The sequence below is a fragment of the Defluviimonas salinarum genome, assembly GCF_026013545.1.
Lineage (GTDB): Bacteria > Pseudomonadota > Alphaproteobacteria > Rhodobacterales > Rhodobacteraceae > Albidovulum > Albidovulum salinarum.
On sequence record NZ_JAPDOG010000015.1, the window covers coordinates 19468 to 40617 of the forward strand.

General features: G+C 65.8%; 16 protein-coding genes and 1 tRNA gene. 8 read left to right on the top strand and 9 right to left on the bottom strand.

All coding sequences use genetic code 11. The annotated features are described in order from the left end of the window. Position 1: 1 nt before the first annotated feature. Together mraZ and OM960_RS16055 are read right to left on the bottom strand one after the other, a co-directional pair. Positions 2-505: a division/cell wall cluster transcriptional repressor MraZ gene (gene mraZ / locus OM960_RS16050; RefSeq protein ID WP_263338538.1), complete on the bottom strand. Its 504-nt coding sequence runs from the start codon at positions 503-505 to the stop codon at positions 2-4. A gap of 663 nt (positions 506-1168) precedes the next feature. Next, a complete protein-coding gene (locus tag OM960_RS16055; protein ID WP_264772677.1) occupies positions 1169-2236 on the bottom strand; it encodes an Mrp/NBP35 family ATP-binding protein in 1068 nt (355 codons plus the stop codon). 243 nt (positions 2237-2479) lie between these two features. On the opposite strand from OM960_RS16055, the gene OM960_RS16060 reads away from it, so the two are divergent. Further along, positions 2480-2695, top strand: coding sequence for a DUF1127 domain-containing protein (locus OM960_RS16060; RefSeq protein ID WP_263338532.1), 216 nt, complete (start codon positions 2480-2482; stop codon positions 2693-2695). 475 nt (positions 2696-3170) lie between these two features. Here the strand turns inward: OM960_RS16060 and OM960_RS16065 are convergent, their stop codons facing one another. Next, a complete protein-coding gene (locus OM960_RS16065; RefSeq protein ID WP_264772678.1) occupies positions 3171-5522 on the bottom strand; it encodes an ATP-dependent helicase in 2352 nt (783 codons plus the stop codon). A 103-nt stretch (positions 5523-5625) separates the two neighbouring features. On the opposite strand from OM960_RS16065, the gene OM960_RS16070 reads away from it, so the two are divergent. From OM960_RS16070 to OM960_RS16085, 4 genes are all read left to right on the top strand, one after another. After that, entirely contained in the window at positions 5626-6762 is a 1137-nt protein-coding gene (locus OM960_RS16070; RefSeq protein ID WP_264772679.1) for an alpha-hydroxy acid oxidase, read from the top strand. Positions 6763-6923: 161 nt separating this feature from the next. Continuing rightward, entirely contained in the window at positions 6924-10367 is a 3444-nt protein-coding gene (locus OM960_RS16075) for a pyruvate carboxylase (protein ID WP_263338524.1), read from the top strand. 80 nt (positions 10368-10447) lie between these two features. Continuing rightward, positions 10448-10864 carry a hypothetical protein gene (locus OM960_RS16080; RefSeq protein WP_263338522.1) on the top strand — a complete coding sequence of 139 codons (417 nt, stop codon included), beginning with the start codon at positions 10448-10450 and terminating at the stop codon, positions 10862-10864. A 498-nt stretch (positions 10865-11362) separates the two neighbouring features. Next, positions 11363-11437: transfer RNA gene (locus OM960_RS16085), tRNA-Gly, on the top strand. 274 nt (positions 11438-11711) lie between these two features. Here OM960_RS16085 and OM960_RS16090 read toward each other — a convergent pair. From OM960_RS16090 to OM960_RS16115, 6 genes are all read right to left on the bottom strand, one after another. After that, the gene (locus OM960_RS16090; RefSeq protein WP_264772680.1) at positions 11712-12125 is read right to left on the bottom strand and encodes a universal stress protein; all 414 of its coding nucleotides are present in this window, start codon (positions 12123-12125) and stop codon (positions 11712-11714) included. A gap of 190 nt (positions 12126-12315) precedes the next feature. Beyond that, on the bottom strand, positions 12316-12606 hold the full coding sequence (locus OM960_RS16095; protein ID WP_264772681.1) for a hypothetical protein: 291 nt from the start codon (positions 12604-12606) through the stop codon (positions 12316-12318). 181 nt (positions 12607-12787) lie between these two features. Continuing rightward, positions 12788-13174 (bottom strand): acyl-CoA thioesterase, encoded by a 387-nt coding sequence (locus OM960_RS16100; protein ID WP_263338513.1) that lies wholly within the window; start codon positions 13172-13174, stop codon positions 12788-12790. A gap of 92 nt (positions 13175-13266) precedes the next feature. Continuing rightward, on the bottom strand, positions 13267-14028 hold the full coding sequence (locus OM960_RS16105; RefSeq protein WP_264772682.1) for a TIGR01458 family HAD-type hydrolase: 762 nt from the start codon (positions 14026-14028) through the stop codon (positions 13267-13269). A gap of 96 nt (positions 14029-14124) precedes the next feature. Next, positions 14125-15579 (bottom strand): NAD(P)/FAD-dependent oxidoreductase, encoded by a 1455-nt coding sequence (locus OM960_RS16110; RefSeq protein ID WP_432759523.1) that lies wholly within the window; start codon positions 15577-15579, stop codon positions 14125-14127. Between the two features lie 352 nt (positions 15580-15931). Beyond that, complete coding sequence (locus tag OM960_RS16115) at positions 15932-17248, bottom strand: nucleotide sugar dehydrogenase (RefSeq protein WP_264772684.1); 1317 nt, start codon at positions 17246-17248, stop codon at positions 15932-15934. Positions 17249-17631: 383 nt separating this feature from the next. Here OM960_RS16115 and OM960_RS16120 point away from each other — a divergent pair, with 383 nt between their 5' ends. The 3 genes from OM960_RS16120 (at position 17632) to OM960_RS16130 (ending at position 21132) form a co-directional block, all read left to right on the top strand. Then, positions 17632-18603: an NAD-dependent epimerase/dehydratase family protein gene (locus OM960_RS16120; RefSeq protein ID WP_264772685.1), complete on the top strand. Its 972-nt coding sequence runs from the start codon at positions 17632-17634 to the stop codon at positions 18601-18603. A gap of 71 nt (positions 18604-18674) precedes the next feature. After that, positions 18675-20147, top strand: coding sequence for a glycosyltransferase family 39 protein (locus OM960_RS16125; protein WP_263338498.1), 1473 nt, complete (start codon positions 18675-18677; stop codon positions 20145-20147). Positions 20148-20175: 28 nt separating this feature from the next. Next, on the top strand, positions 20176-21132 hold the full coding sequence (locus OM960_RS16130; protein ID WP_264772686.1) for a hypothetical protein: 957 nt from the start codon (positions 20176-20178) through the stop codon (positions 21130-21132). The last annotated feature ends 18 nt before the right edge of the window (positions 21133-21150 follow it).

The window sequence follows — 21150 nt, forward strand, 5'->3', positions numbered from 1 at the left end:
CCTACCCCCTCGACCGCGTCGGAAGGAGGCTGCGGGGATCGAAGTCATCGTCGTACTGCGCGGCGAGCTTGCGGGTGCGGGCGCCGGCCTTGTCCTGATAGGTCTCGGGCTTCCAGATCTTGAAATAGTCGCCGGCCGAGATAAAGAAGGCCTCGGAGGTGAGCCCGATCTTCTCGCGCAGCTTCTGCGGCAGGGTGAGGCGGCCGTCGTCGTCGATCTGCGCCTCGATCGACTGGCCATGCATCAGTTCCTCGAGCCAGAGCCGCTGCGGCGAGCCGCGCTGCATGTCCTCGATCTGTTCGTCGATCTCTTCGATCGCCTTCATGGTGTAGACTTCGAGCCAGTCCTGACCCGCGTCACCATAGACGATCACGATATTGGGGCGCAGGCCTTCCTTCCAGTCGGGATCCGAGGCCTCGATGACACGGCGGAACGGCGCAGGGATGGAGACGCGGCCCTTCGCGTCCACCTTGTAGGTATCCGATCCTCTGAACCTGCGTGCCAACGGCCCGCGCTCCTTACCAGTCCCCTCCCCCCGAAATCACCGCCAATCCGCCCGCGGGGCCCTGAACGGACAACGGCGGATTGGGCTGCTGCCACTGCCCAATCCGCCGCCCTCGTCCCGTTTCCGGGTCCCATTGCTGGGCTCGTCCGGCTGCGCATGCCACCTGGGGGGATGTCTGCTCGCTTGCGCGCCGGATCTTTGTTCGATGAAAGCGGGTGCCTGTATGAAACCTGACTTTCGCCTTCGGGGTCTTGCCGCCCCTCTGTCAGCCCGTCTTCATCGGTATGTATAGGGATGGCATGGGAATTCATGGGAAGCAAGAAAAAACTTGCGCATTAAGGTGACTATTGGCATTCGGGCGCAACTCAAGACAGGCCCAATCATTAGATCACTTGATTGATTTTTGGCATATTTTGGGTTCTCAGAGAAGATTCGCCCAAAATATCGACATGGAATCGGAACCTGAGCTCGTCCCATGCATTCCCAGCTTTTTTCGAAGAAACTTCCGTTAGGTCAGGCCCGGCCGGCACGCCTCATCGAGATTCCGTCGAAATTCGCGGATTCAGTCGCTTTACACGGCGAACGATTCGCTTTCGGCACCAGCCGAAACGCGATTTCCCATGAGATCCCGGCAGAACTCGGCCGGTCCCGTGATCTCCCGGATCAGGCCATGCCGCCGGCAACAAGCCGGTGGGCGAGCCGGGCATAGGCTTCGGCTATCGGCCCCTCGCCCGAAGCGATCGGCGTGCCGCCGTCGCCCGCGAGCCGCACGTCGAGGCTGAGGGGGATCTCGCCAAGGAAGGGGACGCCAAGCTTCGCGGCCTCGGCCGCGACGCCGCCATGGCCGAAGATATGCGCCTCGTGCCCGCAATTGGGGCAAACATAGGTCGACATGTTCTCGATCAGGCCGAGGATCGGCGTCCTGAGCTTGCCGAACATGTCGATCGCCCGGCGGGCGTCGAGAAGTGCCACGTCCTGCGGGGTGGAGACGATGAGCGCGCCGGTGACATGGGACTTCTGGCAGAGCGTGAGCTGCACGTCGCCGGTGCCAGGCGGCAGGTCGACGATCAGCACGTCGAGCTCGCCCCAGGCGACTTGGCCGAGCATCTGCTGCAGCGCGCCCATCAGCATCGGGCCGCGCCAGACCACGGCCTCGTCCTCCTTCAGCATCAGGCCGATCGACATGAAGGTGACGCCGTGGGCCTTGAGCGGAACGATGGTCCTGCCGTCGGGCGAGGCGGGGCGTTTCGACACCCCCATCATGCGCGGCTGCGAAGGTCCGTAGATATCGGCGTCCAGGAGCCCGACCCGGCGGCCCTGGCGCGCGAGCGCGACCGCGAGGTTCGACGACACCGTCGACTTGCCGACGCCGCCCTTGCCGGATCCCACCGCGAGGATGCGGTCGACGCCGGCGATCCGCGCCGGGCCGGCCTGCGGCGTCGGGTGGCCGCCGATCTTGAGGCTCGGCGGCGCCTTTGGCGCCGGGCCATGTGCCGTCATCACAACAGAGACCGCGCCGACGCCGGGCAGCGCCTTCACGGCGGCCTCGGCAGCCTGCCGCAGCGGTTCCATCCGCCGCGCCATCTCGGGATCGGGAGCCTCGATCACGAACCGCACGGCATCGCCCTCGATCGAGAGCGCACGCACCAGATCGCGCGAGACGAGGTCGCCGCCATCGGGCAGCGTGAGGCGGCGGAGGGCGGCAAGGACGGTGTCGCGGCTGAGGCTCATCAGGTTCCCCTTCGTATCCGTGGAGCAATCTCACGGCCGGGGCGGCAAGGACAAGTGCCAAAGTCCGGCGGCGCGGCCGGTTCGGACAAGTTGCCGCAAGGGCAGGTAAAATCGCCGTGAAGTGCCATGCAATTGCTGCATGGCGGCAATGATTTCGTCAGGGATTGTGCATCCGCAGCATGAGGTCCATCTAGGGTCCAACAGCGGCGCAGATGGCGCCAATGATCCGAAAGAGGCACTACAATGGCACATGCAACCGTTATCCGTGGCGTCGAGACCGGCCTTGCCGATCGCATCTCCGCCTTCTTCGCCGGCCTGCGCGACAGCCACCGGCGCTACAAGATGTACCGCCAGACCGTGAACGAGCTCCACGCGCTCACCGACCGCGAGCTGCACGATCTCGGCCTGCACCGCTCGGCGATCGACTCGATCGCGCTCGAGGCGGCCTACGGCAAGTAAGTTTCGCTTCCCGGGCTCTCTCCTCCTCCCCGAGCCCCGGAGCTTCGCGGCGACTTTCCTCCTCCCTGAAGTCGCCGCGTCCGATCGGGCCTGACAGGCCCAAAGAGTTGCGCCGGATCCCTCCTCCTCCCTGGATCCGGCGCCGTGAAATGCGGCGGTGGCCTCCTCCTCCCTGCCACCGCCGCATCTTCACCCTGATCGGCGGCCCACCCTCCCTCGGGCCGCTGGCGTGAAGATAGGCAGCACCCCTCCTCCTCCCTGGGTGCTGCCGGTCTTCACCGGAATGCAGCGGTCCCTCCCTCTCCCTCGGGACCGTGGTTGCGACTGGCGGCGCCCTTCCGGCGCCGCCTTTTTCGTTTCGGAAGATGATCCCGAGGCGGCCCCGTGCCGGGGCCATTTTCTTCGTCTCGCCTGCGCGCTGGCGCGCTCCGGCTCGGGACCGCCTCCGGCGGGGGTATTTCGGCAATGAAGAAGTTCAGAAGGGGATGTCGTCGGCCGCATCCGCGGAGACGATGAAGCTCGCCACGACATGCTTGGTGCCGGCCTTGTCGAAGGCGACCTCGAGCTTGTCGCCCTCTATGCCCTCGACGAAGCCGTAACCGAATTTCTGGTGGAAGACGCGGTCGCCCTCGGTGAAGGCCGAGACGGCGTCGAGGTCGATCACCACGTTGCGCGCCTCGCGCGGCTGGCTGACGGGGCGGGTCTGGCTGCGCTCCTGGAGCCGTTTCCAGCCCGGCGAGTTGTAGACATCGGCGCGCGCGGCGCGGTCCTCGATGCCAGCCGTCATTCCGGCGGCGCCATAGCCGCCGCCGTAGAGGCCGGGCGGGGTCAGGACCTCGACATGCTTCGCGGGCAGTTCGTCGATGAAGCGCGAGGGGAGCTGGCTTTGCCACTGGCCGTAGACCCGGCGGTTGCCGGCGAACGAGATCGTGCAGAGCTCCTCGGCACGGGTGATGCCGACATAGGCAAGGCGGCGTTCCTCCTCGAGGCCCCTGAGCCCGCTCTCGTCCATCGAGCGCTGCGAAGGGAAGAGCCCGTCCTCCCATCCCGGCAGGAAGACCACGGGGAATTCGAGGCCCTTCGCGGCATGGAGGGTCATGATCGTGATCTTCTCCTCGGCATCCTCGCTGTCGTTGTCCATGATCAGCGAGACATGTTCGAGGAAGCCTTGCAGATTGTCGAAGCTTTCCAGCGCCTTCACGAGTTCCTTGAGGTTCTCCAGCCGCCCCGGCGCTTCGGGCGTCTTGTCCGCCTGCCACATCGCGGTGTAGCCCGATTCGTCGAGGATCGTCTCGGCAAGGCGCACATGGTCGTAGTCAGGCGTCTGTGTGACCCGATGCCAGCGGTCGACATTCTCGACGAAGGCGCGGAGTTGAGAGCCGCCCTTGCCGCCGATCTGGCCGGAGGCGACGCAGTAGCGCGCGCCTTCCAGCAGGCTCACGCCGTCCTCCCGCGCCTGGCGCTGGATCGTCTGCTGCGCCTTGTCGCCGAGGCCGCGCTTGGGCGTGTTCACCACGCGCTCGAAGGCGAGATCGTCGGCGGGCGAGACCGCGAGGCGGAAATAGGCCATCGCGTCGCGGATCTCGAGCCGTTCGTAGAAGCGGGGGCCGCCGATCACCCGGTAGGGCAGGCCGATCGTGAGGAAGCGGTCCTCGAAGGCGCGCATCTGGTGGGAGGCGCGGACGAGGATCGCCTGGGCGTCGAGGCTGCGCGGTTCCATGCCCCTTGAGCCGCGCTGGATGGCCTCGGCCTCCTCGCCGATCCAGCGCGCCTCTTCCTCGCCGTCCCAATGGCCGATGAGCCGCACCTTCTCGCCGCCCTGCGCCTCGGTCCAGAGGGTCTTGCCGAGGCGGCCGGCATTGGCCGTGATCAGGCCGGAGGCGGCGGCGAGGATATGTTCGGTCGAGCGGTAGTTCTGTTCGAGCCGGATCACCTGCGCGCCCGGGAAATCCTTCTCGAAGCGAAGGATGTTGCCGACCTCGGCGCCGCGCCAGCCGTAGATCGACTGGTCGTCGTCGCCGACGCAGCAGATGTTCTTGTGCTTGGCCGCGAGGAGGCGCAGCCAGAGATACTGGGCGACGTTGGTATCCTGGTATTCGTCGACGAGGATGTAGCGGAACCAGCGCTGGTATTGCTCCAGCACGTCGGGGTGCTGCTGCAGGATCGTCACGACATGCAGGAGAAGGTCGCCGAAATCGGTGGCGTTCAACGTCAGGAGCCGGGCCTGGTAGGCGGCGTAAAGCTCGGTTCCCATGTGGTTGAAGGCCGAGGCCTCGGACGAGGGCACCTGTTCGGGGCCCCAGGCGCGGTTCTTCCAGTGGTCGATGAGCCCGGCGAGCTGGCGCGCGGGCCAGCGCTTCTCGTCGATACTCGCCGCCGCGATGACCTGTTTCAGAAGGCGGATCTGGTCGTCGGTGTCGAGGATGGTGAAGTTCGACTTCAGACCGACAAGCTCGGCATGACGGCGGAGGATCTTGACGGAGATCGAATGGAAGGTGCCCATCCAGGGCATCCCTTCCACGGTCTGCCCCATCAGCCGGCCGACGCGCTCCTTCATCTCGCGCGCGGCCTTGTTGGTGAAGGTCACGGCGAGGATCTCGTTCGGGCGCGCCTTGGCCCGCGCGAGAAGATGCGCGATCCGCGCCGTCAGCGCGCGGGTCTTTCCGGTGCCGGCACCCGCGAGCATCAGGACCGGTCCGTCGAGCGTCTCGACCGCGGTGCGCTGCGCCGGGTTCAGCCCGTCGAGATAGGGTGCGGGCCGCGCGGCCATGGCGCGGGCGGAGAGGGAAGCGCCCTCGAAGGCGTCGCTGTCGTCGAAACTGCTCATGGGTCGCAATCTAGCGGCAACGGGGTGCGAATAAAAGACGAGTTCACACTCTGTTCCAGAGCTTTCGCTGGACAAGCGGAGGGGTGGCGCGGCGTAGTTCGGCATGGACCTGCACCAGCGTTACCCGGCGATTTCCGACCTCAAGGCCCGCGCGCGGCGGCGGATCCCGCATTTCGTCTGGGAATATCTCGACAGCGGCACCGGGACCGAGGCGACGCTGCGGCGCAACCGGGCAGAGCTCGACACGGTGCTCTTTCGTCCCTCGATCCTGCATGGCGAGTTCAACCCGGACCTGACGGCGCGGCTCTTCGGTCACGACTTCCCCCTGCCCTTCGGCATCGCCCCGGTCGGCATGTCCGGGCTGATCTGGCCCGACGCCGAACGCCTGCTCGCGGCGGCGGCGGGCAAGGCGGGGCTGCCCTATTCGCTTTCGACGGTCGCCAGCCAGACGCCAGAATTCGTCGCCTCGGCGCTCGGTCAACACGGATGGTTCCAGCTCTACCCGCCGCGCGACCCGGCGACCCGCACCGACATCCTGAGACGAGTGAAAGCGGCGGGATATTCGGCGCTGATCCTGACCGTCGACGTGCCTGTGACGAGCCGGCGCGAACGTCAGGTTCGATCCGGTCTGACGCAACCGCCGAAAATCACCCCGAGGCTGCTGGCGCAGGTGGCACGTTGCCCGATCTGGGCAGCCGGCACGGTTCAACTGGGAATGCCCCGGATGCGGTTGATGGAAGACTATTCCGATGAGCGCGGGGTCCGCTCCTCCACGGCGCATATCGGATATCTCCTGCGCATCTCGCCCGACTGGGACTACCTGAAGGCGCTGCGCGACGCCTGGGAGGGGCCGCTGATCGTCAAGGGGGTACTCAACGCCGACGACGCGGCGCGGCTTCAGGACGAGGGCGCCGACGCGATCTGGGTCTCGAATCACGCCGGCCGCCAGTTCGACGCCGCGCCTGCGACGATCGAGGCGCTGCCGGCGGTCCGCGCCGCGACCACGCTGCCGGTGATCTTCGACAGTGGCATCGAGGGCGGGCTCGACATTCTCAGGGCGCTCGCGCTTGGTGCGGATTTCGTGATGCTGGGGCGCGCCTGGCATTACGCGCTCGGCGCGCTCGGCGCGGCAGGTCCGGCGCATCTGGTGGAGATTCTGGCCCAAGACATGGCCACCAACATGGGCCAGATCGGCGCAAGGCAGCTTGCCGATCTCGCCGGGTGTCTTCGAGGGCGATGAAAGTCGTTTTCGGCTTATTTGCTTCGCAATCACATAAGATAGTTTCGGCGCGGGCCATAGAGAGAACGAAATGTTACCGGAATCTGACGATCCGGCAGCGAGGGGTATTGCGCCGCGCCGCAGCGCCCCTATTGTTCGCGCGCGCCACCGGAGGGGAACCGATGACCGAATTCCGCAAGATCCTTATTGCCAACCGTGGAGAAATCGCGATCCGCGTCATGCGCGCGGCGACCGAACTCGGCAAGCGCACGGTCGCGGTCTATGCCGAGGAAGACAAACTCTCCCTCCACCGCTTCAAGGCGGACGAGGCCTACCGGATCGGCGAGGGCATGGGGCCGGTCCAGGCCTACCTGTCGATCGCGGAGATCATCCGGGTCGCCAAGGAATGCGGCGCGGACGCGATCCATCCGGGCTACGGGCTTCTCTCGGAGAATCCCGAATTCGTCGAGGCCTGTGCGGCAAACGGCATCACCTTCATCGGCCCGAAGGCCGAGACGATGCGGGCGCTTGGCGACAAGGCCAGCGCGCGGCGCGTGGCTGTCGCGGCCGGGGTTCCGGTCATCCCGGCGACCGAGGTTCTTGGCGACGATTTCGACGCGATCAAGAAGGAAGCGGCCGAGATCGGCTATCCCCTGATGCTCAAGGCCTCCTGGGGCGGCGGCGGACGCGGCATGCGCCCGATTACCAAGCCGGAGGAACTCGTCGAGAAGGTCCGTGAGGGCCGGCGCGAGGCCGAGGCCGCCTTCGGCAACGGCGAGGGGTACCTTGAAAAGATGATCCTGCGTGCGCGCCACGTCGAGGTGCAGATCCTCGGCGACCAGCACGGCTCGATCTATCACCTCTACGAGCGCGACTGCACCGTCCAGCGCCGCAACCAGAAGGTCGTCGAGCGCGCGCCCGCGCCCTACCTCACCGAGGCGCAGCGCACCGAGATCTGCGAGCTTGGCCGCAAGATCTGCGCCCATGTGAACTACGAATGCGCGGGCACGGTCGAGTTCCTGATGGATATGGACACCGGCCAGTTCTACTTCATCGAGGTGAACCCCCGCGTCCAGGTCGAGCACACCGTCACCGAGGAGGTGACCGGCATCGACATCGTCCAGGCCCAGATCAAGATCGCCGAGGGCAGGACCTTGGCCGAGGCGACCGGCGTGTCGCGGCAGCAGGACATCCAGCTTAAGGGCCACGCGCTCCAGTGCCGGGTCACGACCGAGGATCCGCAGAATAACTTCATCCCCGACTACGGCCGCATCACCGCCTATCGCTCGGCGACCGGCATGGGCATCCGGCTTGACGGCGGCACCGCCTATTCGGGCGGCGTCATCACCCGCTACTACGACTCGCTTCTGGTGAAGGTCACCGCCTGGGCGCCGACACCCGAGCAGGCGATCGCCCGGATGGACCGCGCGCTGCGCGAGTTCCGGATCCGCGGCGTCTCGACGAACATCGCCTTCGTCGAGAATCTCCTGAAGCACCCGACCTTCCTCAACGACACCTATACGACGAAGTTCATCGACACGACGCCCGGCCTCTTCAACTTCAAGAAGCGCCGCGACCGGGCGACGAAGATCCTGACCTATATCGCCGACATCACCGTGAACGGGCACCCCGAGACCGCCGGCCGGCCGAAGCCGGCGGCCGAGGTGCGCGCGCCGAAGCCGCCTGCGCTCCGGGCGGCCCCGGCCGCCGGCACCCGCAACCTCCTGGAGGAGAAGGGCCCGCAGGCAGTGGCCGACTGGATGGCGGCGCAGAAGAAGCTCCTGCTCACCGACACCACGATGCGCGACGGGCACCAGTCGCTTCTGGCGACCCGGATGCGCTCGATCGACATGATCAAGGTCGCACCCGCCTATGCCGCGAACCTGCCCGAGCTCTTCTCTGTCGAATGCTGGGGCGGCGCCACTTTCGACGTGGCCTACCGCTTCTTGCAGGAATGCCCGTGGCAGCGGCTCCGCGACCTCCGGAAGGCGATGCCGAACCTGATGACGCAGATGCTGCTGCGCGCCTCGAACGGAGTCGGCTACACCAACTACCCCGACAACGTGGTGCAGGAATTCGTCCGCCAGGCCGCCAAGACCGGGATCGACGTCTTCCGCGTCTTCGACAGCCTCAACTGGGTCGAGAACATGCGCGTCGCGATGGACGCAGTGGTCGAGAACAACAAGATCTGCGAGGGCACGATCTGCTACACCGGCGACATCCTGAACCCGGACCGCGCGAAGTACGACCTGAAGTACTACGTCGCGATGGGCAAGGAGCTGAAGGCCGCCGGTGCCCATGTCCTTGGCCTCAAGGACATGGCGGGGCTCCTGAAGCCCGCCTCGGCGCGGGTGCTCTTCACGGCGCTGAAGGACGAGGTCGGCCTGCCGATCCACTTCCACACCCATGACACGAGCGGCATCGCCGGGGCGACGATCCTTGCCGCCGCCGATGCCGGCGTCTCGGCGGTCGACGCCGCGATGGACGCGTTCTCGGGCGGCACCTCGCAGCCCTGCCTCGGCTCGATCGTGGAGGCGCTCGCCCATACCGAACGCGATACCGGGCTCGATATCGGCGCGATCCGCCAGATCTCGAACTACTGGGAGGGCGTGCGCCACCAGTATGCCGCCTTCGAGTCGGGGCTCGAGGCGCCGGCCTCCGAAGTCTATCTGCACGAGATGCCGGGCGGCCAGTTCACCAACCTCAAGGCGCAGGCCCGCTCGCTCGGTCTCGAGGAGCGCTGGCACGAGGTGGCGCAGGCCTATGCCGACGCCAACCGGATGTTCGGCGACATCGTCAAGGTAACGCCGTCCTCCAAGGTCGTGGGCGACATGGCGCTGATGATGGTGGCGCAGAATCTCACCCGCGAGCAGGTGGAAGATGCGACCACCGACGTCGCCTTCCCCGACTCGGTCGTCGACATGATGCGCGGCAATCTCGGCCAGCCGCCGGGCGGCTTCCCCGAAAGCATCATCCGCAAGGTGCTGAAGGACGAGAAACCGAACACCGAGCGTCCGGGCAAGCACCTCAAGCCCGTCGACCTAGAGGCGACCCGCGCGTCTGTCACGAAGGAGCTCCTGGGCTTCGCCGTCGATGACGAGGACCTGAACGGCTACCTCATGTATCCGAAGGTCTTCCTCGACTATATGGGCCGTCACCGGCTTTATGGGCCGGTGCGAACCCTGCCGACCCGCACCTTCTTCTACGGCATGCAGCCGGGCGAGGAGATCTCGGCCGAGATCGACCCCGGCAAGACGCTGGAAATCCGGCTCCAGGCGGTGGGCGAGACCAACGAGGAAGGCGAGGCCAAGGTCTTCTTCGAACTGAACGGCCAGCCGCGCGTGATCCGCGTGCCGAACCGGGCGGTGAAAGCCAAGACCGCGGCGAAACCGAAGGCGGCGGAGGGCAACCCGAACCATATCGGCGCCCCGATGCCGGGTTCGGTCGCCTCGGTCGCGGTATCGGCGGGCCAGAAGGTCAATGCCGGCGACCTCCTTCTCACGCTCGAGGCGATGAAGATGGAAACCGGCATCCACGCCGACCGCGCCGCGGTGGTGAAGGCGGTCCATGTCCATCCGGGCAGCCAGATCGAGGCGAAGGACCTGCTGGTCGAGTTCGAGGCCTGATCGCGCTCGGGTTCCCGTTAGGAACCCGTCAATACGTGCTGCTCTAGTCTCATCCCCGCGACTTCGGGGGTGAGGCATTGATGGACGACATTCGGGAACAGCTCGAAACCTTGCTGGTGGAGGATGTGATCCTGACGCTGGGCAACCTGCGCGGCTCCCTGACCTGGCTCATGGCAGACGAGACCGGCGCCCGGTCGCCGCGCGGGATCGGCATCGACCGTCTCGACCGTCAGCTCGCCCTGGTCGAGGATCGCGCCCGTTCGGTCTGCCGGCTGCTCCGATCCGGCCGGATGGCGTCGGAGTATACAGGCGGGCCTGGAGATGCCGGGGAAACTCGGCGTCAGCCGCCCGAAACCGACGACCCGTTCCCCCGATGTGCGGCGGCACCGGAACCGGGCGTGACGCTCGAAACCGCGATCCTCGACGCGCTGCTGCACGACCGCGACGCGGCATGTCTGACGATGCCGCGCTTTCGCAGCCAAAGGTCGCAATCCTGAACCGGCCGAGCCTACGGCCCGGCTCTGGCTCGAAACCCGGCAGCGCAGGCCGAACGGGAGCAGATCGACCACATCCGGCAGGATCATTGCAGGCGCCTCACGCTTTTGAGCCGCCCCCGGCGCACGGAGAGGACGGTTCGTGATGCGTGGAGCGAGCCCGCTGCGCCCGCCGGGATTGCGGCGTCTGAACACCAAGCAGGCGCCGCCGCTTCGCGTGGGTAAATCGCCCCGTGAATCCAGCTTGTACTGGTAAATCCATGCGTGGCACGGATCAGAAACCGACATATTTTCATAAGGTTGACAAGAATTCTTCGGAATTGCATGTGATCCAGCCGCCATCCGCTCGGCCCGTCGACTTTCGGCGATGCCGCGCGACGCGGGATCCCCACCGGGGTTTAGGAACGCCCCCTTACGCGACCCGAAAAAAACTTCCAGCCGCGTACGATTTTCGCTTGCAGCCGCCCCGTAGAATTAATACATCGCTCCCACCGAAAGGATGCGGGCGTAGCTCAGGGGTAGAGCATAACCTTGCCAAGGTTAGGGTCGTGAGTTCGAATCTCATCGCCCGCTCCAAATCGGTTCTGGAAGTCCAGACGCAGACAAGGCGCCCTCTCGGGGCGCTTTTTCTTTTCCGGAACAAGACAGGCAGACGACCGGGCGGTATCGGCTCGCGCGCCGCCAAGAAAGCGGAAGGCGGGGCTGTCACGCCCGATGGAGAGGCGCAGCAAGAGCCCGCCCGCTCATCCGGTCGATGCCGAGGGCGCGTCAGAGCCGGGCGCTTACATGTGAGATAGAAGGCGTGGCCCGGCCGGCAATCCGGTTGCCCGCGCCGAAACGGGACGCCCGTCTATCGGGCCACGGTGACCGAGCAATGCGCCCGCCCCGAGACCTCGGCTGCGACTGAGCCGAGCACGAGCCGCGAGATCCCCCGCTTGTCGCCGGTTCCCATCACGATGTGGTCGATACCGTTCTGCTCCGCGTAGGAGACGATCCCCGCCGGCGCTTCACGGCTGATCAGGTCGACCCGCTTCACCCCCTCGACACCGTGTGCCGCAGCGACTGCCGCCGCCCCGTCGAGGATCTTCGCGACCTCGGCCTCGGTCCAATGGGTGATGAGCGGCCCGCGCGAGCCGCCATGCGCGACGTTGACGGTGCAGATGGTCAGCTCGGCTCCGTACTTTTGGGCCAGTTCGGCGGCAACGATCACGGCGGCTTCGGAATGATCGGTCCCGTCCGTCGCACACAGGATGTTCTTGGTCATGGGAATCTCCGCAAAGGTCACGCTTATGAAACTTTTTTCACTATGAATAATGTCGTGTCTTTGATCTGCGTCAAGCGGATTCAGCGTGACCGCAACTCCGGTCCCATCGCCGGAAAGACCGCGTGCGACACAGAAGGGGCGCGAGTCTCCACGCGCCCTTTTCCGCAGGTCGATGCCGTTCTCGCGGCAATCATGTCAGGATAATGGCACCCGACATCCGCGACCGGATCGAGACGAAGGAGACGGAAATGTGGCGCCCCCATGTCCTGTGCCGCGTTTCAGAGGCACCCGAACAGCGGGCAGTTGCCAGGATGGACAGGGCGTTGGCGCGTCCGATACGGGCTTTCACGGTGAGATCGGTCATTTGGGTTGGTCCTCGGCTGGAAGGGTTGAACACCGGAGATACCGCCACAATCACTACGATGATCTCATCGTCGTTCTCAGAAATGTCCGCAAAAGGGCACATGTATGCCAGCTTCATGCCATTTATGTGTTTTTTTCACGACAACCATCAGTTGCATTTACGATTCACACGTCATCGCGTGGATTGATGCCAAATCGCGAATGAACAAGGAACGGCGGAATCATTGTCCGCAACCGAGGGAAGCGCCCCGATATCCTGCGCGGATTCGGTCAAAGCGCAGATTCGGAACCCTGTCGCGTCACCCGGCCGCGGGAACCACCCGCGGCTTGCCGTCGTCGTCGATCGCGACAAAGGTGAACAGCGCTTCGGTCACCTTCTCTCGCGCGCCGTGTCGGTCGCGCAGGACCCATGCCTCGATCTCCAGCCCCATCGAGGTGCGGCCGATCCGGGCCACGCGAACATAGATGCAGAGCACGTCGCCAACCCTTACCGGGCGGATGAACTTCATCGCGTCCACGGCCACGGTTGCCACGCGGCCGCGGGCGCGGGCACCCGCGACGATTCCCGCCGCAATGTCCATCTGACTCAGCACCCAGCCTCCGAAGATGTCCCCGTTGACGTTGACATCTCGTGGCATCGCGAGCGTCCGCAGCGTGAGCTCGCCCTCCGGTCCGGTTTCGGTCATCGCCCCTCCATTGCGCTTTGCTCCATTGATGTTAGAGGCCCGAACCGGCGGCGGATAGCCCCTGCAACGCCCCGAACCAATCGCACCGGATCTCACTCGAGAAGCGCGTCGACGGCATCGCCGATCCCGTCGGCGACCATTGACGGATTCGGTGCGAACCGGGTCTCGTCACCCTCGCGATACTTGCCGGTCCGCACCAGGACCGCCAAGGCCGCGCCGGCATCGAGCGCACCGGCAATGTCGGCCTCGGCATCGTCACCGATCATCGCGACCTCGGCCATCCCAGCACCCATGCTCGCCGCGGCGGCGGCGAAGAATCCCGGCGCTGGTTTGCCGAAAAGCAGCGCCGTCTTGCCGCTTGCGTGCTCCAGCGCGGCGACGAAGGCCCCGGCGTCGAGGCTGAGTTTGCCGTCGGCATCCCGGAACACCCGGTTCGCCGCCAGCGCAAGGAACGGCGCGCCGGCCTCGATCTTGCGGAACGCGGTGTTGAGCGCCTCGTAGGTGAAGAACCGCCCGGCATCGCCGAGGACGACCGCTTCCGGCCCGGTGGTGTCCGTATCGGCGAAATCCTCGCCGAGGTCGGGATGGATGAGCAGATGCGGCGCATGTCCATGCCGCGCCAGCCAATCGCAGGCGGCCGCCGCCGGCGTGAAGAGTTCGTCAGGCGCGAGATCGACGCCGAATGCTCGCAGCCGGTCAACGAGCGTCCGCTTCGGCCGCCGGGTCGAGTTGGTGAGGAACCGAACCGCCAATCCCTCCGAGCGCAACCGCCGAACGGCATCGGTCGCGCCGGGAAGCGCCCTGCTCCCGGAATAGAGAACGCCAGACAGATCGATCAGTACACCCTTGAGCATGGTCGGACCGTGGTTCGAGCCTCTTTCCTGCCCGGCAACGCGCCCCGCGCACGGGTATCGGACCGGCGGCCGGCAACTGCGCCCGAGTACCGCCGCTCACTCGGCGGCAAGACGTGGCTTGGTCGCGGCAGCCCGTTTCCTGATCTCGAACTCCTCGTGATAGGACCGCTCCACGTTCACCGTCCAGACGTCGTGTTCTTCGCCGAGGATGTTGCGCGCGGCCAGCATCGCCGACAGCATCGAATGGTCTTGGTTGTTGTAGCGATGCAATCCGTTGCGCCCCACCGTCTGGAAATTCTCCAGCGACAGGATCCAGCCCTCGAGCACGTCCAGCGCCTCGCGATATTCGCCGTCATAGACCGGATAGGCCTTCGGCTGACGGATGATCGCGGCACCGATCACGTCGGATGCCTTGGCCAGGCCGAGTTGCTCCAGTTCCTGCGAGGCGAGCTCGCGCAGGTCCTCATCCGACATCGACCAGAGCCCGTCGCCCTTCTGGCAGAAATACTCCATGCCGATCGAGGCGGTGTTCTGGTCGGGCAGCATCTCCTTCGACCAGGCCCGGAAGTTCTGGATCCGTCCGACCTTCACCTTGGGCGAATGGATGTAGATCCAGTTGTCGCGGAACGGATCGGCATGGTCGAGCACCAGCGTCACGATCAGGAAGTCGCGGTACCTGAGCTTGTCCGCGGCCTCCACCACCTCCGGCGGCGGCGGCGGGTCGAAGGCGTGGATGAGGTCGCGCAGCGCCATGGAGTTGACGAAGTGCTCGCCCTCGACGCGTTCGATGACCGGCTCGCGCCCGTCCTCGTGCCAATGCTTCACATCGATCGAGGTGACCCGCCTGCCGGTGCGGTTCACCCGGATCACCTCGGAGCGCAGATGGACCTCCCCGCCCTTTTCCTCGACCAGCTTCGCGGTCTTTTCCCACATCATCCCAGGACCAAGCCGCGGATACTGGAACTCCTCTATGAGGCTCGTCGTGTCATTGGCGCCCGAGATCGCATTCCAGACCGCCTTGAATAGCGAGAGGTTCTTGATCCGCTGCGCCGCCCAGTCGGCGCGGATGTCTCTGGGATTGATGCCCCAGACCTTCTGCGTGTAGCTGCGGAAGAAGTGCATGTAGAGCCGGCCGCCGAAGCGGTTGATCACCCACTGCTCGAAGCTCTCCTCCTTGCGGTAGGGCCGGACCTGCCACTTGAAATAGGACAGGAGAATGCGCATCGACTCGTAGGGGCCGATGTTCAGAAGCGCGTTGAACAGCTTCAGCGGATAGTCGAAGAATTTCTCGCGGTAGTAGATCCGGCTGAGCCGCGGGACGGTGATGAAATCGTCGCCCAGAACCTCGTGCCACATCTCTTCCACCTCCTTCACCTTGGTGAAGAAGCGATGACCGCCGATGTCGAAGCGGTACCCGTTATTGGTTTCCGTACGGGAAATACCGCCGACCATCTCCGAGGCCTCGTAGACCTTGGGCTTGTGAAGGAGGCTGCGTTTCTGCAATTCGTAAGCCGCAGTCAATCCCGCGGGCCCCGCGCCAATAACAACCACGGGGCAACTCTTCCCTTGCTGGATGCTCAATTAACCGCCCCCAGAACACACGTTTCAAATACACGCAGAGCTCAATATACCCTGCAATCCCACTCCGACAAAACGATGCGCACCGAAAAGGGGGCCGGCCCGCCCGCATCACCACTCAATTGCCATCGTTGTCGCGGTTTTTTGAACAATGCCGCCCTGTTCGCCCTTGATGAGCTCATGTTTTACTCTCCTTTTGATTGATTTTACTTTTAATAGAACCTTCTTCAGTTGATCTATCTCCGAATCGCCCGGTCACGTTTGCGAAGCGCGAAGCGGTCAAGCATCTGCTCCGCCAGCCCCGTGCGCACTTCCGCGCGCCGGGTCAGATCTTGACGATGCGCGCCTTGCCCGCGCCGATGCCGCGCGCGGCGAATGCGTTGCGGGTGTCAAGGATGAGCCGCGCCTCCGCGGCCAGGAGCGCGTAGTCGACGGCGCTGTGGTCGGTGGCCACCAGAACCGCATCGTAGCTGGCCAACGTCGCGGCGGTCAGCGCCACCGAGGCCCGTCCCGCCAGCGAGGGATGGTCCCGCGTCGGCGGCATGACCGGGAAATAGGGGTCGTGATAGTCGCAGGTGGCCCCCATCTCCTCGAGACGGAGAAGGATGGCGAGCGCCGGGCTTTCGCGCGTGTCCTCGACATCCTTCTTGTAGGCGATGCCAAGGATCAGCACCCGCGCATCCTTCACCGCGACGCCGCCGTGGCGGGCCAGTTCTCCCGCGACCCGGCCGGCGATCAGGTCGGGCGCCTCGGCGGTACTGACCCGCGCCAGATCGACCAGCGGCGTTTCCGCGCCGACATCGCGTGCCCGCGCGGCCAGATAGGCCGGAGAGACCGGGATGCAATCGCCGCCGATCCCGGGCCCCGGATAGAAGGGCATGTAGCCAAAAGGTTTCGTCGCGGCCGCCTGTACCACCTCCCAGATGTCGACGCCCATCGCCTCAAGCGCGGCCTTCATCTCGTTCACGAAGGCGATGTTGACCATTCGGAAACTGTTCTCGATGAGCTTCACGGCCTCGGCGGTGGCGAGCGAGCTTACCGGGACGGTCCGGGCGACGATCTGCGCGTAGAACCGGTCGGCGAGATCGCGCGACCGCAGGTCATCCGCGCCGACGATCTTCGGAATTGTCCGCGTCGTGAAGATCGCGTTCCCCGGATCCTCGCGCTCGGGCGAGAAGGCGAGGAAGAACTCCTCGCCGGCCCTCAGACCGCGGCGTTCGAGGATAGGTTTGACCACCGTTGCCGTCGCACCGGGCCAGACCGTGCTTTCGAGCACCACGAGCTGCCCCGGCCGCAGCCGCTCCGCGATCGTCTCCGTGGCACGGATCACATAGCCTAGGTCGGGCTCGCGTGCGGGCGACAGCGGAGACGGCACGCAGATCACGATCACGTCGGCCTCGGCGAGCCTCGCCATGTCGGCACTGGCGGAGAAGCCGCGCGACACCGCGTCCTGAACGCGATCCTCGGGCAAATAGGAGATCGTCCGCGCGCCGGCATTGATCATGGCGACCCGGTCTGCGTTCAGGTCGAAACCTGTGGCCGGGAAGCCCGCCTCGCACACGGTGAGGGCTAGCGGCAGTCCGACATAGCCGAGTCCCACGATCGCGACCCGCGCCTCGCGCTGGCCAATCAGTTCGTTCAAAGAAGCGTAAAGTGAAAACACGCTTGTCATCATAGCCCCCCGCAACAATCACCTGGTGGCCGGCACGAAAAAATACCCGTCGACTGTCGCACACAGGCGTTCGCCAGAGCAATCCCGCGTCGCTGGACCAGCGCGTCTGTTTAGGATACGAGGACAATCCCGCATTTCCACCCGGTTTGGCTCGCATCACGAACCCAACCTTCGCCCTCTTGCTCCGCGCCACCGCGGCGGCTTTACCCTTCGCGGCGTTCACGATCCGGCACAATCGGACCAGACAGACGCCGACTGTTTCGAGAAAATGACAACCCGGACAGCGGCATGGCCCGAATGCGGGTGCCATGCTACGCTCCGGTCAGGTTTCGACAGACGTCCGGCGGGGGCACATGAAGGTCTTGATCACGGGTGGCGCCGGCTTCATCGGATCGCATCTGTCCGAACGGCTGATCGCCGAAGGCCATTCCGTCACCGTTCTCGACGACCTCTCGACCGGTCGGACCGAGAACCTCGCGGGTCTTTCCGGCCACAACCGCTTTCGCTTTCACGAGGGCACGATCCTTGACCCCGCGCTCGTCGGGACGCTGACGGATGAGGCCGACATGATCATCCACCTCGCCGCCGCGGTCGGGGTGAAGCTAATCATGGAGGAGCCTTCGCGCTCGATCCTGACCAACGTCGGCGGCACCGAGACGGTGCTCAAGGCGGCGCTGAAGGACCTGAAGCCCGTCTTCGTCGCCTCCACCTCCGAGGTCTACGGCAAGGCCACGAAATTCCCCTTCGGCGAGGACGACGACCTGACCATCGGCGCGACGAAGAACCTGCGCTGGTCCTATGCCTGCGCCAAGACGCTCGACGAGTTCCTGGCCCTCGCCTATGTGCGCGAGGCGGATCTGCCGGCCACGGTCCTGCGCTTCTTCAACACGACCGGCCCGCGCCAGACCGGGAGCTACGGCATGGTGCTGCCGAACTTCGTCCAGGCCGCGCTGGAGGGTCGGCCGCTCCTGGTCCACGGCACCGGCGAGCAGTCGCGCTGCTTCGGCCATGTCGCCGACGCGGTCGAGGCGATGGTGCGGCTGATGGCGACCCCGGCGGCGCGGGGCGAGGTCTTCAACGTCGGCAATGACGAGGAGGTGACGATCCGCGCCCTGGCCGAGCAGGTGGTGGCGGCCACCGGCTCGCCCTCCGAGATCCGGCTGGTGCCCTACGAGACCGTTTACCCGGCCGGGTTCGAGGACATGGCCCGCCGCCTGCCCGACGTCTCCAAGCTCGAGCGGGCGACGGGCTTCCGCCCACGCCGGCCGCTGTCGGAGATCATCGCCGACATCGTGGCCGAGAAGCGTTCGGAAATGGCGGCGTGAGCGGCGATGCGCGGATCACGCAACCGCTGCGGACCGGCGGGACCGGCAACCTCGGCCGGGGGAGCGTTGACATGACGGCGCAAGTCCGCTCCCTCGGGCGCGATCCGCTCTGGCCGATCGCCCTGATCACCCTTCTCGCGGCGGGACTGCGGGCCGTCGGGCTCAATTCCCCGCTCTGGTACGACGAGATCGCGACCGTCGTATATTCGCTCCAGCAACCGCTGATCGACGTGGTGACGAGCTATCCGTCCAACAACGACCATCCGTTCTACTCGCTGCTCGCGAAGCTCTGCATGATCGCCTTCGGCACGTCGGACTGGTCGGTGCGGCTTCCCGCGGTCGTCTTCGGCGTCCTTTCGGTGCCCGCGCTCTACCTGTTCGCGCGCGCGATAGCGCCCTGGCCGGTCGCGATCGCTTCGGCGCTTTTTCTTGCGGTTTCCTATCATCCGGTCTGGTTCTCGCAGAACGCGCGCGGCTACACGATGCTGCTGTTCTTCGCGCTGGTCTGTACGCATCTGCTGTGGAACGCTCTGGTGCGTGGCCTGGCGGTGCGGGCGAGCTATACGGCCTACGCGCTCTGCCTGGCGCTCGCGGCCTACACGCACCTGACGATGGTGATCCTCGGCCTCGTGCACGGGGCTTCTGCGCTCGTTTACCTCGCCGTGACCGGGGATCGCGGGACCGTCTGGCGCCGGCTCGGCCCGGCCGCCGCGGCCTTCGCCGGCGCGGCGGCGCTCACCGTGCTTCTCTACGCGCCCATGCTCGGCGATGTGGTGGGCTTCTTCCTCGACGGCGCGCGCCAGCAGACCGGAACGAAGGCGGGGGACGTCGCCACCCCCGGCTGGGCGGTGCTGGTGGCCGTGAGGGAACTGACGCAAGCCTTCGGCGGCCCCCTGCCTTTCGCTCTGGCCTGCCTCGTGCTCCTCGCGGGCGGGATTCATTTTCTGCGGCACGAGCCTTTCCTCGCGGCCACGATCGCGCTGACGATCCCGGCCATGGTGCTTGCGTCCTCGGCTCTCGGTCGCCCGATCTTCCCGCGGTTCTTCTTCTTCCAGGCCGGTTTCTTCCTCTTGGCCGCGGTCCAGGGCCTGTGGCTGCTGAGCGGCGCGCTCATGCGCCTTCTCGGGCTCGGCCGCGCGCATCTCCTGCTGTTTTCGCTGATCTGCGTGGCCGGCGCCCTCGCGGGGAGCCCGGCGCTGGTGCGCAATTACAAACTGCCCAAGCAGGACTACACCTCGGCGGCCGCGGCCATCGCCGCCCTGTCCGAAAAAGGCGCGGTCTTCACCATCGGAACCACGCTCGAACTGCCGCTGAACAGCTATCTGAAGCTCGGCCTGCCGACCCTGCCCGACGCCACCGCCTTCACCGAGGCCGAACGCCGTCTTGGCCGGTTCCATGTCGCCTACACGTTCGATCAGTATCTCAGGAGCGCCTTCCCCGACCTCTGGGAGGCGACGATCCAGAGGTGCCGCGAACAGGCGCGAATCACCTCCTCGATCGAGGGCGGCGACATCGTGATCCTCGAATGCGGGGCGGGCACTTGATGGACGGGAGACGAATGCAATGTCAGAGATGACAAGCACGAACGCGCCCGCGCCTCCGCTCTGGCGCTGGATCGTCCGCTTCGCCGGGGCGTTCCCGCTGGCAGTGCTCATCGTCTCGTTTCTCATGCTCTGCGCGATTTCGGGAACAGTCCCGCTTTGGGGCATTCCGGTGCACGAGGACGGCGAGCGGAGCTTCCTGCAAACCGTGTTCTACTTCGAGCACGCGACGCGTGAATGGCCGCTCGACCTCCTGCTCGGGGCTGCGATCGGCGGCGCCGCGGCCCTCGGCCTCGCGCCGAGGCGCGGTCTCACGCCACGGCGGGCGGTGCGCGCCCTCGTCGCGGTCTCGGCCGTGATCCTGGCCGGCACGCTGGTCACGGTCGGACCCGTGGCGCTCCTCGACAACCTGTTGCAGTCGCACACCCGCCCGACCGCCGAACTTGAGATCGGCAGTCACTGGTACTTCCATTTCCTCGGCCAGATCGCGCTGCTCCTGTCGGTGCTCGCGATCGGTCTTACCCTGCGCGCCGCCAGTGCTGCACGTCCCGCAGGCAGCGCCTGGCCCGTGATCCTGATCGTCGGCGCGGTCTTCGCCGGTCTCAGCCTGGCCTTCGGCGCCGGGACCGGGCTCGCCGCGACATCGGTGCTCGATCCGGTCTATCTCGGGCATCAGGCGCGCGAAGTGGCCACGAACGCGCTGGTCACCATCCCGCTGGGCTTTTTCGTCTGCGCACGCCTTGCCGAAACGCCGAGCTTCGGCCGGCCGAACGGTCCCGGCATCGCCACTGGCGGCGTGATCATGCTCGCCGCGCTCGGTCTGGCCGGATACATCGCGCATGGCGCGCTGACGGGCGGCGCGATGGAGGAGGCGCAATCCACCGATTTGCGCGTGCTCATCTTCCCGCATTTCTTCGAGCACATGTTCACCTATGCCGTTGCCTCGCTTACCGCCGCAGCCGTCTTCGCGGCGGCCGGGCGGAGATAGGCTGGCCCGGGTATGCGC

Excerpts from the sequence above, each read along its gene's own strand:
- OM960_RS16070 (WP_264772679.1), top strand. The coding sequence starts at position 5,626 with ATGGACCTGCACCAGCGTTACCCGGCGATTTCCGACCTCAAGGCCCGC.
- OM960_RS16055 (WP_264772677.1), bottom strand. The coding sequence starts at position 2,236 with ATGAGCCTCAGCCGCGACACCGTCCTTGCCGCCCTCCGCCGCCTCACG.
- OM960_RS16065 (WP_264772678.1), bottom strand. The coding sequence starts at position 5,522 with ATGAGCAGTTTCGACGACAGCGACGCCTTCGAGGGCGCTTCCCTCTCC.
- OM960_RS16130 (WP_264772686.1), top strand. The coding sequence starts at position 20,176 with ATGACAAGCACGAACGCGCCCGCGCCTCCGCTCTGGCGCTGGATCGTC.
- OM960_RS16075 (WP_263338524.1), top strand. The coding sequence starts at position 6,924 with ATGACCGAATTCCGCAAGATCCTTATTGCCAACCGTGGAGAAATCGCG.
- OM960_RS16060 (WP_263338532.1), top strand. The coding sequence starts at position 2,480 with ATGGCACATGCAACCGTTATCCGTGGCGTCGAGACCGGCCTTGCCGAT.
- OM960_RS16125 (WP_263338498.1), top strand. The coding sequence starts at position 18,675 with ATGACGGCGCAAGTCCGCTCCCTCGGGCGCGATCCGCTCTGGCCGATC.
- OM960_RS16095 (WP_264772681.1), bottom strand. The coding sequence starts at position 12,606 with ATGAAGCTGGCATACATGTGCCCTTTTGCGGACATTTCTGAGAACGAC.
- OM960_RS16080 (WP_263338522.1), top strand. The coding sequence starts at position 10,448 with ATGGACGACATTCGGGAACAGCTCGAAACCTTGCTGGTGGAGGATGTG.
- OM960_RS16120 (WP_264772685.1), top strand. The coding sequence starts at position 17,632 with ATGAAGGTCTTGATCACGGGTGGCGCCGGCTTCATCGGATCGCATCTG.
- OM960_RS16105 (WP_264772682.1), bottom strand. The coding sequence starts at position 14,028 with ATGCTCAAGGGTGTACTGATCGATCTGTCTGGCGTTCTCTATTCCGGG.
- OM960_RS16100 (WP_263338513.1), bottom strand. The coding sequence starts at position 13,174 with ATGACCGAAACCGGACCGGAGGGCGAGCTCACGCTGCGGACGCTCGCG.
- OM960_RS16090 (WP_264772680.1), bottom strand. The coding sequence starts at position 12,125 with ATGACCAAGAACATCCTGTGTGCGACGGACGGGACCGATCATTCCGAA.